At 67.6% G+C, this 12,656-nt stretch carries 9 protein-coding genes; 3 read left to right on the forward strand and 6 right to left on the reverse strand.

Going from position 1 to position 12,656, the window contains the following annotated elements:
• Positions 1–17: 17 nt before the first annotated feature.
• A complete protein-coding gene (gene hisS, locus J5J86_RS13370) occupies positions 18–1,607 on the reverse strand; it encodes a histidine--tRNA ligase (protein WP_209098723.1) in 1,590 nt (529 codons plus the stop codon).
• 464 nt (positions 1,608–2,071) lie between these two features.
• On the opposite strand from hisS, the gene clpB reads away from it, so the two are divergent.
• Both clpB and J5J86_RS13380 read left to right on the forward strand, forming a co-directional pair.
• The gene (clpB, locus tag J5J86_RS13375; RefSeq protein ID WP_209098725.1) at positions 2,072–4,705 is read left to right on the forward strand and encodes an ATP-dependent chaperone ClpB; all 2,634 of its coding nucleotides are present in this window, start codon (positions 2,072–2,074) and stop codon (positions 4,703–4,705) included.
• Positions 4,706–5,009: 304 nt separating this feature from the next.
• Positions 5,010–5,372: a (2Fe-2S) ferredoxin domain-containing protein gene (locus J5J86_RS13380; RefSeq protein ID WP_209098727.1), complete on the forward strand. Its 363-nt coding sequence runs from the start codon at positions 5,010–5,012 to the stop codon at positions 5,370–5,372.
• Between the two features lie 60 nt (positions 5,373–5,432).
• Here the strand turns inward: J5J86_RS13380 and leuB are convergent, their stop codons facing one another.
• The 4 genes from leuB to J5J86_RS13400 form a co-directional block, all read right to left on the reverse strand.
• Positions 5,433–6,536, reverse strand: a complete 1,104-nt coding sequence (gene leuB, locus J5J86_RS13385) for a 3-isopropylmalate dehydrogenase (protein ID WP_209098729.1) — start codon at positions 6,534–6,536, stop codon at positions 5,433–5,435.
• Positions 6,537–6,669: 133 nt separating this feature from the next.
• The gene (gene yddG / locus J5J86_RS13390) at positions 6,670–7,572 is read right to left on the reverse strand and encodes an aromatic amino acid exporter YddG (RefSeq protein ID WP_209098731.1); all 903 of its coding nucleotides are present in this window, start codon (positions 7,570–7,572) and stop codon (positions 6,670–6,672) included.
• A 125-nt stretch (positions 7,573–7,697) separates the two neighbouring features.
• On the reverse strand, positions 7,698–8,420 hold the full coding sequence (gene phbB, locus J5J86_RS13395; protein ID WP_209098733.1) for an acetoacetyl-CoA reductase: 723 nt from the start codon (positions 8,418–8,420) through the stop codon (positions 7,698–7,700).
• Positions 8,421–8,575: 155 nt separating this feature from the next.
• Positions 8,576–9,754, reverse strand: coding sequence for an acetyl-CoA C-acetyltransferase (locus J5J86_RS13400; protein ID WP_209098735.1), 1,179 nt, complete (start codon positions 9,752–9,754; stop codon positions 8,576–8,578).
• Positions 9,755–9,985: 231 nt separating this feature from the next.
• On the opposite strand from J5J86_RS13400, the gene phaR reads away from it, so the two are divergent.
• Complete coding sequence (phaR, locus tag J5J86_RS13405; protein ID WP_209098737.1) at positions 9,986–10,582, forward strand: polyhydroxyalkanoate synthesis repressor PhaR; 597 nt, start codon at positions 9,986–9,988, stop codon at positions 10,580–10,582.
• Between the two features lie 262 nt (positions 10,583–10,844).
• Here phaR and J5J86_RS13410 read toward each other — a convergent pair whose 3' ends face one another.
• Entirely contained in the window at positions 10,845–12,539 is a 1,695-nt protein-coding gene (locus tag J5J86_RS13410) for a GGDEF and EAL domain-containing protein (protein WP_209098739.1), read from the reverse strand.
• Between the last annotated feature and the right edge of the window lie 117 nt (positions 12,540–12,656).

The following is a 12,656-nucleotide window of genomic DNA, read 5'->3' on the forward strand; positions in this document are numbered from 1 at the left end:
GGCCGCCTGGCCCTTTCTCAGTCGTCGAGGCCGAGGGTGGGGGCCGCCCGGCGTTCCAGGATGCCACGAATAGCGTCCACCAGCTCGCTTTCCTTCACCGCGAACTGGGCGGGGCGGGCGGCGCGGTATTCGGCATTGTCGGCGATGGAGGCGGCGATCTTGGCGCCCTCCACCAGATCCTTGATCTGGACCTCGCCGGCCTCCTTCTCGTTGGAACCCTGGATGACCACCGCCGGGGCGCCGCGCCGGTCGGCATATTTCATCTGCGCCTTCATGCCGGCGCCGCCCAGATACATTTCCGCGCGGATGCCGTTGGCGCGCAGGTCCGACACCATCTTCATATAGTCGGCGATGCGGGCGGGCTCCTTGTCCATGGCGAGCACCACCACGGGGCCGACCTCGGCGTCGGTGTCCAGCTTGCCGAGATGCGCGAGGGCGTGCAGCAGGCGGGAGACGCCGATGGAAAAGCCCGTGGCCGGCACCGGCTCGCCCCGGAAGCGTGCCACCAGTCCGTCATACCGTCCGCCGCCGGCCACTGAGCCGAAGCGCACGGGGCGGCCGTCCTCGTCCTTCACCTGGAAGGTCAGTTCGGCCTCATAGACCGGGCCGGTATAATATTCGAGGCCGCGGACGACCGAGGGGTCGATGAGGATGCGTTTGGTGCCGTACCCTGAGGCATGCGTCAGGGACGCGATCAACTCAAGTTCGTTGATCCCCTCCTCGCAGAGTGGGTGGTCGCCAAAGTGGGCACGCAGTTTCTCGATCGTGGCTCTGTTTGTGATGTAAACGTTGTCTGTCCCGTCGATCTTTACAGAGTCTAGTTTCTCCCAGGCCGGCATAGTGCCGTCGTCTTCGGTGACGCCAGCAACTGAGCTACAGAATGTCAGAACCTGGTGGATCGCGTTGTCATCCAGCCCCGCCCCCTTGGTGAAGTCGCCCGACGGATCGAGCCGGCCCTTGCCCAGGAGGTCGCGCACGCCGTCGATGCCGATCTTGTCCAGCTTGTCGATGGCCCGCAGCACGGTCAGCCGCCGTCCGGCATTCTCCGCCCCGCCGAGGCCGATGGCCTCCAGCACGCCGTCCAGGACCTTGCGGTTGTTGACCTTGATCACATAGTCGCCGCGCGCGATGCCCACCGCCTCCAGCGTGTCGGCGGCCATCATGCAGATCTCCGCGTCGGCGGCGACGGAGGGGGCGCCCACCGTGTCGGCATCGAACTGCATGAACTGGCGGAAGCGGCCGGGGCCGGGCTTCTCGTTGCGGAACACATAGCCCGAGCGATAGGAGCGATAGGGCTTGGGCAGGCGCTCGAAATGCTCGGCCACGTGGCGCGCCAGCGGCGCGGTGAGGTCATAGCGCAGCGAAAGCCACTGCTCGTCATCGTCCTGGAACGAGAACACGCCCTCATTGGGCCGGTCCTGGTCGGGCAGGAACTTGCCGAGCGCGTCGGTATATTCGATGGCCGGGGTCTCCAGCGCCTCGAAGCCATAGAGCTCATAGACGGCGCGGATCTTCTCCAGCATGGCGCGGGTGGCCGAAAGCTCGGCGCCGTGGCGGTCCACGAGACCGCGCGGGAGACGTGCCTTGGGTTTGGTGTCGCTGGCCATGGGAGAACTCTTCAGGAAAAGCGCGCGGGCATACCGCGCCCGCGCACGAAAAAGGGTTGGCGCGTCTTAGAGGACGATGGCCTCAGCGGCAAGTTTGGGGCGGGGAAGGCCCGTGCGGGCATCGGGAAAAAACGGCGTGCCGAGCGGACCTCAAAGGCCCGCGCCGAGGGTGGGGGACGTCGGCTGCGGTCCCGCTTCCGCCCGGCACGCATGCTTTTCTGCCACGCCCTGGCTGGCGCCAAACTGATCCGGATCAAAGCGCCCGGACGCGATGACGCAAAAATTGGCAACGCACGCCAAAGGCCCCCTTCCGCTCCGGTGGGGCCACACCCACATGAGCCACAGCGGCGGCGCACGTGATCCCTCACGGCGCACCTTCGCTGCGGCGGCCGGGAACCGGCGCCGCATCCCAACGTCGTCCCGTGCTCAATGGAGGCGGGACTGGCGGCGAGGAGGAGAACAGAATGAATTTTGAAATCTATACCGAGCGCGCCCGCGGCTTCGTCCAGTCGGCCCAGTCGCTCGCCGTGCGCGAAGGCAACCAGCAGTTCGTGCCCGAGCATCTGCTAAAGGTGCTGCTCGACGACCCCGAAGGCCTGTGCTCGGGCCTCATCCAGCGCGCCGGTGGCAACCCCACCCAGGTCCGCGCGGAAGTGGAAGCCGCGCTCAAGAAGCTGCCCAAGGTGCAGGGCGGCACGGGGCAGGTCTATCTCAGCCAGCCGCTCGCCCGCGTGTTCGAGGCCGCCGAACAGGCCGCCAAGAAGGCCGGCGATGGCTATGTCACGGTGGAGCGCCTGCTGCTCGCCCTCGCCATCGAGAAGGAGAGCGAGGCGGGCAAGATTTTGGCGCGCGCTGGCGTGACCCCGCAGAATCTCAACACCGCCATCGAGGCGCTGCGCAAGGGCCGCACCGCGGACACCCCCACCGCGGAAAACGCCTATGACGCCCTGAAAAAGTATGCCCGCGACCTGACCCAGGCGGCGCGCGACGGCAAGCTCGACCCGGTCATCGGCCGTGACGAGGAGATCCGGCGCACCATCCAGGTGCTGGCGCGGCGCACCAAGAACAATCCCGTGCTCATCGGCGAGCCCGGCGTCGGCAAGACCGCCATCGTGGAGGGTCTCGCCCGCCGCATCGTGGATGGCGACGTGCCGGAGAGCCTGAAGAATAAGAGCCTTCTGGCGCTCGACATGGGCTCGCTCATCGCCGGCGCGAAGTATCGCGGCGAGTTCGAGGAGCGGCTGAAGTCCATCCTTTCGGAAGTCGAGGCGGCCGAGGGCGGCATCATCCTGTTCATCGACGAGATGCACACGCTGGTGGGCGCCGGCAAGACCGATGGCGCCATGGATGCGTCCAACCTGCTCAAGCCCGCTTTGGCGCGCGGCGAGCTGCACTGCGTCGGCGCCACCACGCTCGACGAGTATCGCAAGCATGTGGAGAAGGACGCGGCTCTGGCCCGTCGTTTCCAGCCCGTCTTCGTCTCCGAGCCCACGGTGGAGGACACGGTCTCCATCCTGCGCGGCCTGAAGGAGAAGTATGAGCTGCATCACGGCGTGCGCATCACCGATAGCGCGCTGGTGGCGGCGGCGACCCTCTCCAACCGCTACATCACCGACCGTTTCCTGCCCGATAAGGCCATCGACCTGGTGGACGAGGCGGCGTCCCGCCTGCGCATGCAGGTGGACAGCAAGCCGGAGGCCCTCGACAATCTCGACCGCGAGATCGTGCGGCTGAAGATCGAGCAGGAGGCCCTGAAGAAGGAGACCGACGTCGCCTCCAAGGACCGCCTGAAGAAGCTCGAAAAGGAGCTGGCGGAGCTGGAGGAGCGCGCGGCCGTGCTCACCTCCAACTGGAAGGCGGAGAAGGAGAAGCTCTCCGAGGCCACCACGCTGAAGGCCAAGCTCGACCAGGCCCGCGCCGACCTGACCATCGCGCAGCGCCAGGGCGAGTACCAGAAGGCGGGCGAATTGACCTATTCGGTCATCCCCGAGCTGGAGCGGCGTCTCGCCGAGATCGAGGCCACCGGCAATTCCGGCACGGCCCAGGAAGCCGTCACTCCCGATCACATCGCGGGCGTCGTCTCGCGCTGGACCGGCGTGCCGGTGGACAAGATGCTGGAGGGCGAGCGCGAGAAGCTGCTCAAGATGGAGCTGGAGCTGGCCAAGCGCGTCATCGGCCAGAACGAGGCGGTCACCGCCGTCTCCACCGCCGTGCGGCGCGCGCGGGCGGGCCTGCAGGATCCGAACCGTCCCATCGGCTCGTTCCTGTTCCTCGGCCCGACCGGCGTCGGCAAGACCGAGCTGACCAAGGCGCTCGCCGAATATCTGTTCGACGACGAGACCGCCATGGTGCGCATCGACATGTCCGAATACATGGAGAAGCACTCGGTGAGCCGGCTCATCGGCGCCCCTCCCGGCTATGTGGGCTATGACGAGGGCGGTGCGCTCACCGAAGCCGTGCGGCGCCGGCCCTATCAGGTGGTGCTGTTCGACGAGGTGGAGAAGGCCCATCCGGACGTCTTCAACGTGCTGCTCCAGGTGCTCGATGACGGGCGCCTGACCGACGGCCAGGGACGCACGGTGGACTTCCGCAACGTGCTGATCATCATGACCTCGAATCTGGGCGCCGAGTTCCTCGCCGATCCCCGCCAGCCGGTGGGCTTCGGCCTGCCCGGCCACGAGACCGAGAAGGTGGTGTCGGACGACGAGGCCTATGAGCTGGTGATGGGGGCCGTGCGGCGTCACTTCCGCCCGGAATTCATCAACCGGATCGACGAGATCGTCATGTTCCACCGGCTGAAGCGCGAGCAGATGGGCGCCATCGTGGATGTGCAGCTCAAGCGCCTCGCCAAGCTCCTGGAGGATCGCAAGATCGTCCTGGACCTCACCCCGGAGGCGCGGACCTTCCTCGCCGACAAGGGCTACGACCCGGCCTATGGCGCCCGCCCGCTGAAGCGGACGATCCAGAAGCTGGTGCAGGACCCGCTGGCCGAGAAGATCCTCGGCGGCGAGATCCTGGACGGCGCCCGGGTGAAGGTGGGCGTCGAAGGCGGTCACCTGACCTTCGCCCCCGAGGCGCCGGTCAGCCAGGCGGCCTGAGGCTTCAGTCTCTTCGCGAAAAATGGGGCGGGTGCGGCTGGGCCGCGCCCGCCCTTTTTGTTGCGCGCCTGTCGGCTTCCGGCCAATGCGGCGCGGAAGGGACGGTGGGAGGGCGCAGGAAAGATCGGCCCCACCATCACCGTCATGCCCGGGCTTGTCCCGGGCATCCACGGCTAACCGCTTGGTGGAGCACCTGAAACGGTGCGGGGGCCTGGGCCGGCTCGTCCAGGTCGCGCAAGGCACGCCCTGTCGGCACGGACTTTGAAAGGTTCCAACCTTGTCCATTGGAACCCGAGGCACGTCCATGACCCAATCCGCCGCCGAAGCCCCCCTGTCGCCTGTCGATATCCCGCAAGTCTTCAAGCACCACGTCTTCGCCTGCTTCCAGCAGAGGCCGGAGGGCCATCCGCGCGGCAGTTGCGCGGCGGCGGGGGGCAAGGTGCTGTGGGAGCATCTGGGCCGGCGCATCGAGGCCACCGGCCAGCGCGACATCGCCATGGCGGCCACCGGGTGCCTGGGCTTCTGCCAGGCGGGGCCGCTGATGGTGGTCTATCCGGCGGGCGTCTGGTACCGGCCGCGCACGGTGGAGGACATTGACGAGATCGTTTCCACCCATCTGCTGGGCGGCACGCTGGTAGAGCGGCTGGTGGTGGTGCCGCGCATCTGAAAACGCAAACGGCCGGGGCAGTGCCCCGGCCGTCGCGGTCTTCCAAAGGATGGCGAAGGCTCAGGCCTTCAGCGCCTCGATGATGGCGGAGCCCATCTCTTCCGTGCCGATGACGGTGGAGCCTTCGGTGCGGATGTCGGCGGTGCGCTTGCCGTCGGCGAGCACCTGGGCGATGGCTGCCTCGATGCGATCGGCCACATCGCCCTGGCCGAAGGAATAGCGCAGCGCCATGGCCAGCGAGCCGATCATGGCGATGGGGTTGGCGAGGCCCTTGCCGGCAATGTCCGGGGCCGAGCCGTGAACGGGCTCATAGAGCGCGGCGCGCTTGCCGGTGGTCTCGTCCACCGCGCCCAGCGAGGCGGAGGGCAGCATGCCCAGCGAGCCGGTGAGCATGGCGGCGATGTCGGAGAGGATGTCGCCGAACAGATTGTCGGTGACGATCACGTCGAACTGCTTGGGCCAGCGCACCAGCTGCATGGCCAGCGAGTCGGCGAGGTTATGCTCCAGCTCCACGTCCGCATAATCGCGGGCGTGCAGGGCGGTGATGACTTCCTTCCAGAGCACGCCGGAGCGCATCACATTGTGCTTCTCGGAGGAGGTCACCTTGTTGCGGCGGGTGCGGGCCAGCTCGAAGGCGACGCGGCCGATGCGCTCGATCTCGTAGGTGTCATAGACCTGGGTGTCGATGGCGCGCTTCTGCCCATTGCCGAGGTCGGTGATGGTCTTGGGCTCGCCGAAATAGACGCCGCCGGTCAGCTCGCGCACGATCAGGATGTCGAGGCCCTCGACCACTTCGCGCTTCAGCGAAGAGGAATCGGCGAGCGCGGGATAGCACAGAGCCGGGCGCAGATTGGCGAACAAAGCCAGGTCCTTGCGCAGGCGCAGCAGGCCCGCCTCGGGGCGCGCCTCATAGGGCACGCTCGCCCACTTCGGGCCGCCCACGGCGCCGAGCAGCACCGCGTCGGCGGCCTTGGCCTTGTCCATGGCGGCTTCGGAAATGGCGGCGCCATGGGCGTCATAGGCGCAGCCGCCCACCAGGTCCTCTTCCACCGCGAAGGAGGCAAGGCCGAGGCTCTCCAAGGCGGCGATGACGCGCTTCACCTGCGCCATGACCTCCGGGCCGATGCCGTCGCCGGGGAGAAGAAGGAGCTTGTGCGTGGCCATGGGCATGTTCCTGTGTGGCGGCGTTTCGCTCAGCTGCGTCGCGCCTTGGTGCGGGCCGTTGAAAGGGCCCGGATGGGATTGGCGCGGCGAGTGCTAATACCTCGCGCCGCCGCTGACAAGCGCGCGTTGGCACTCAGGCATTTTGTCGACCAGAGCGCGAGGCCAGGGCCGCCCCGCCTACGATGAGCGCGCAGGCGAGCGCCAGCGTCCAATGGGCGGGGGCAAAGCCCGCCAGCACCAGCAGCAAAGTGGAGAGCACCGGCGCCGCATAGGAGGCGACGCCGAGAAAGCGGATGTCGCCGCGCTTCATCCCGATGTCCCAGGCATAGAAGGCCGCCCCCACCGGCCCGATGCCCAGTGCCAGCACGGCGACCCATTCGCCCATGCCCGCCGGCCAGATGGCGGGCTCGGTGACAAGGTGGCAGGCGAAGGCGAGGACCGCCGTGCCCAGACAGAAGCCCGCCACCGCTTCGGTGGGCACATCGCCGAAGCGGCGGGAGGCCACCGAATAGAGCGACCAGATGAAGGCGCAGGCGAGCGCGGCGAGATAACCGGGCGCATAGCGCATCTCGAAGCCGGACAGCCCGCCTTTGCCCAGCAGCAGCACCACCGTGCCCACGAGGCCGAGCAGCGCGCCGGCAATGTGCCCGGCCTTCAGGCCTCCGCCCGGCAAGGCGGCGGAGAAGAGCACGATGAGGAGCGGCCAGAGATAGGCGATGAGCCCGGCTTCCGCCGGCGGGGCGAGCTTGAGCGCCGTGAAATAGAAGAAATGGTAGCCGAACAGGCCGCCAATGCCGTGGATCCAGGCCGCCGGCCGCTGGCGCAGCACGGACAGCCCCGGCCCCCGCAGCGCCGCGATCAGCCCCACCGCGCCGCCGACCCCGAAGGTCAGCGCCGTGAGCAGGAAGGGCGGCACCTTGCCGGTGGAGGCGGTGGAGAGCGCCAGGGTTGCCCACAGGAGGATGGCCACGAGGCCGATGCGGGTGGCGGCGGGGGAGGAGAGGGGGGCGTTCGGGGCGGCGTTGGGGGCGGTCATTACCGGATCGTCCATGGCGCGGGGTCGGACGCGGCGGCCCGAACGAAATCGGCCGGCCCGAGGGGCCGGCCGATCACTGATAGCCGATTCTGGCTGAAAGTGCGGGCCTCAGCCCGCGGCCCCGCTCAGGTGATGTACTGTGCGCCGTTGGCGGTGAGCGTCGAGCCGGTGATGAAGCCGGCATCGTCGGTCACCAGGAACTTCACGCAGCGCGCAATGTCCTCCGGCTCGCCGAGGCGGCCGACGGGGATGTTGGCGATGATCTTCTTCAGCACGTCCTCGGGCACCGCGCGCACCATTTCGGTGGCGATGTAGCCGGGCGCGATGGCGTTCACGGTGATGCCCAGCGCCGCGCTCTCCTGCGCCAGCGCCTTCACGAAGCCAATCTCGCCCGCCTTGGCGGCGGAATAATTGGTCTGGCCGAACTGGCCCTTCTGGCCGTTGATGGACGAGATGCAGACGATGCGCCCGAACTTGCGCGCCCGCATGCCCTCGATCACGTTCCGGCACATGTTGAAGGCGCTGTTCAGGTTGGTGTTGATCACCGCGCTCCACTGTTCCAGCGTCATGCGGTGCAGGGTGGTGTCGCGGGTGATGCCCGCATTGTTCACCAACACCTCCACGGGGCCGAGCGCGGCTTCCACCTGGGCGATGCCGGCCTTGCAGGCCTCGAAGTCGGACACGTCCCACTTGAAGACGGGAATGCCGGTCTTCTCATTGAAGGCGGCGGCAGCGGTGTCATTGCCCGCATAATTGGCCGCCACACTGTATCCGGCGTCCTTCAGCATCACGGAAATGGCCTCGCCAATTCCGCGCGTTCCGCCGGTCACCAACGCTACACGCCCCATCTGACCCTCCCTGCCGTCTTGGCCCTGCCCTCGCCGAAGACGCACACTCCACGCTCCGGGGATGTGGCCATCCCCGGATCGCTTCTACGAAACGCCCCGGCGAGTTTCGAGCGCGTTTGGCGCGTCGTGCTGACGCGCAACCAAAGTCGAGCGGATCAGTCCCGCTCGACACACATGGCGATACCCATGCCGCCGCCGATGCAGAGCGTGGCGAGGCCCTTCTTGGCGTCGCGCTTCTGCATTTCATGCAGCAGGGTCACCAGGATGCGGGTGCCGGACGCGCCGATGGGATGGCCGATGGCGATGGCGCCGCCATTCACGTTCACCTTCGAGGTGTCCCAGCCGAGGTCCTTGTTCACGGCCAGCGCCTGGGCGGCGAAGGCCTCGTTGGCCTCGATCAGGTCCAGGTCATCGACGCTCCAGCCGGCCTTTTCCAAGGCGGCGCGGGAGGCGGGGATGGGGCCGGTGCCCATGATGGACGGATCGACGCCGGCCTGGGCCCAGGAGACGATGCGCGCCAGCGGGGTCTTGCCCTCGGCGGCGGCGCGGCTGGCGCTCATGAGCACCACGGCGGCGGCGCCGTCATTGATGCCGGAGGCGTTGCCGGCGGTCACCGAGCCGTCCTTGGAGAAGGCAGGCTTCAGCTTGGCCATGGCGTCCACGGTGGCGCCGTGGCGGATATATTCGTCCTGGTCCACCACCACGTCGCCCTTGCGGGTGGAGATGGTGACGGGGACGATCTCGTCCTTGAACTTGCCGGCCTTCTGGGCCTCTTCGGCCTTGTTCTGCGAGGCCACCGCGAAGGCATCCTGCTCGTCGCGGGTGATCTGGAACTGGCGCGCCACGTTCTCGGCGGTGACGCCCATATGGTAGCCGTTGAAGGCATCCCACAGGCCGTCCTTGATCATGGTGTCGGTGAATTCCAAATTGCCCATGCGCTGACCGTTGCGCAGATGGGCGGCATGGGCGGACAGGCTCATGGATTCCTGGCCGCCGGCCACCACCACGTCGCTGTCGCCGGTCTGGATGGCCTGGAAGCCCAGCGCCACGGAGCGCAGGCCGGAGCCGCACACCTGGTTGATCTCCCAGGCCGGGCTCTCGATCGGGATGCCGGCGGCCATGGAGGCCTGGCGGCCGGGATTCTGGCCCTGGGCGGCGGTGAGCACCTGGCCCAGAATGACTTCGCTGACCGCATCGGGCGCCACGCCGGCGCGCTCCAGCGCCGCCTTGATGGCAATGGCACCAAGCGCATGGGCCGGCAGGGTGGACAGGGCTCCGTTGAACGAACCCACCGGGGTCCGCGCGGCCCCGACGATGACGACGTCGTCCTTCATGGTGATCTCCTGCGGGCGGGCGGCTCATATCGTGCGCCGCACTCGTTGAGGCGCATGGTTGGTTGGTGAGCGCGGCCCTGTCAATGACCCATGTCAACGACTGGTGCATGACGCCGGCTTGACCATGTGGAGTTGCAGGGCAAGCGATCCACATGCACTGCACAAAAGGGTAGCCGTGTGCCTGGAAACCCCCTAACCTGGATCGAACCCAAGGAAACGGATGACCGGACAATGGCCAAGACGCAAGAGCCAGTCACCATTAAGAAATACGCCAATCGCCGGCTCTACAATACCGGCACCAGCACTTACGTGACGCTGGAAGACTTGGCCACGATGGTCAAGGAAGGCGAGGACTTCGTTGTCTTTGACGCGAAGAATGGTGACGATATCACCCACTCGGTGCTGACGCAGATCATCTTCGAGCAGGAGAATAAGGGACAGAATCTTCTTCCCATTGCCTTCCTGCGCCAGATCATCCGCTTCTACGGCGACAGCATGCAGATGATGGTGCCGCGCTATCTGGAAATGTCCATCGACAGCTTCACCAAGGAGCAGGAGAAGTTCCGCGATCAGGTGGCCAAGACCCTGACCGGAACCCCGCTCGGCGGCTTCGACGACCATGTGCGCCGGAACATGGAAATGTTCGAGCGGGCCTTCAACATCTTCCTGCCCTTCCCCAAGGGCGAGGGCGATGCGGCGACCCCCGGGACCCCGGCGACGCCGGCCCCCGCGGCCAGCCCGACGGACGACCTCGAGGCGCTCAAGCGCCAGATGGCCGATATGCAGCAGAAGCTGGAAAAGCTGGTCTCCAAGCCCGAAGGCCAGTGATCCGCGAAGGCCAGTGACCGCGGCAAGTCCGCTCTGAACATCGGTACCGGAGGCGCGCGGCGGCTCCGGTGCCAGCACAGCCTGGCAGCTTGGCGCCTTGGCCCCTATGCCCCCTGTGGATGCACCGGCGTTTCAGGATCGGGTCTGCGCATGTCCGGCGAGATGCGGTTCATGGCCCGTGCCTCCGGCTTTTGTCCTTGCGCGTCTTTTCCGCGAAAACCGTAACGCTCGGGGCCGTTTTTTTAGCGCGCCCAGTTCTGGGTCAGGCGCCCGCGTCCGACCCCGCCGTCTCTGGCCCCAGCGGCCGGGCAAGGCCGGTGAGTGACCCCTGAATATAGTGGCAGCCGGCGCTCGCCAGGATATGGGCGGTGCGCTCGTTCTGAACCCATTCGGCCACGCAGGTGATGCCGAGCTGGCGGGTGAGCTGGATCATCGCCTCCACGAAGGTGCGGTCGTCCGGCGACTTCGCCATGTTCATGACGAAGCTGCCGTCAATCTTCACCATGTCGATGCCCAACCCCCGAAGGTTGCGGAACGAGGTAAAGCCGGCGCCGAAATCGTCGATGGCCACCTGCGCGCCCAGCCGATGGGCTTCCGCGACGAAATCGCGGGCGGCCTCGAAATCATGGACGGCCACCGATTCGGTCACTTCCAGGATGAGCCGCCCGGCAATGTCCGGCGTCACCTCCCGCGTGAACAGATCGTGCCAGGCCTGGTCCGCGAGGGAGGAGGGCGAGACGTTCACCGAAAGCGTCAGCGTCGGATCGCGCCGCATGGCGGCTGCAACGAGGCGCAGGATCTTGCGGTCGAACACGCCCATGAGGCCGAGCTTTTCCGCCTCCTTCACGATTCGCCCCGTGCCCTGCCCGCGCAGGCCGGGAGCCGGAAGCACGCGCGCCAGCACCTCGTGGAACACCGGCTGGCGGGTGAGGGTGTCCGCCACCGGCTGCACCGCCAGCTGGATGCGGTTCTCCTCCAGCGCCCGCATGATCTCGTCGGCGAGCCGCACATTGCGGCGGCGGCGCGTCTCGCTGGGTGAATGGGGCGCGCAGATCTCCACCGATCCGTGCTCGCGGCGCTTGGCGATGCCGTGCGCCTCCTGCGCCCGGGCCATCACCTCGGTCGGCGAGGAGCGGCGGGCGGGCATGGTCACCGCGCCCACCGTCACGGAGACCGGAATGGGGCCGGCGGAGGTGAGCACGGGCGCGCGGCGGATCTCGGCAATCAGGGCTGCGGCACCCTGCGCCAGCTGGCTCGCCGCCACGTCGTTCACAAGAAGAGCGAACTTGTTGCCCGAGAAGCGGGCCACAAGATCCTTGGGACTGGCGCCGAGCCGCAGCCGGTCCGCGATCTGGGCGATGATTTCGTCGGCCACCTCGAAGCCGAATGTGTCGTTGACCCGGCCCAGATGGTCGATGCCCACCAGAAACAGGGCCCAGCCCGCGTCGCCGGGAATGCGGCCGGTCGCCTTCCGGCGCCCCTTCTGGGCGAGGCGCTCGCCCAGGACTTCCATGAGCCGCGTGCGGGTGGGAAGGCCGGTCAGGGCGTCCACATGGCCGGCAAAAGCGGTGTGGAGAGGGGCCTCCGCCGGTCCCAGCAGATGGAGGGTGCCCACCGCGTAGGACGGCCGCCCATTGTGGCCCGCGAACCAGCGGCCCGCATGGGACACCCACACCAGGCGCGTGGGCTCGGCCTGGAGTTGGAAGGAGGAGGCGTAGGGCACGCCCGTGCCCGTATCGGTGTCTCCCCGCGTAAGCACGGCGCGCAGGCTGCCGGGATGGGCCGGGTCCAGGCGGCTCTGGGCGATGAAAGCGGAGCCGGTGGCGAATCTGACGGCCGCACCCGGGCCCAGGATTGCGTCCACATTGGCCGTCCAGGCCAGATCATCGGTGTCGATGTCCCACCGGTAGGCCGCTGCACCGGCGGCGGCGAGCAGGGCGAGGGGATCCTCCACCACCGGCGGAGCCTTCTCCTTGGACGCCGCCGGGGCTGTCGCGTGCGGGCAGGGCATCGAAAGGGCCGGCAGCGGGCCAGCGCTCGCCCGTGCGAAGGGCGGAGCCGACGCCTCCGCGTC

This window comes from Aquabacter sp. L1I39 (assembly GCF_017742835.1).
Taxonomy (GTDB): domain Bacteria; phylum Pseudomonadota; class Alphaproteobacteria; order Rhizobiales; family Xanthobacteraceae; genus L1I39.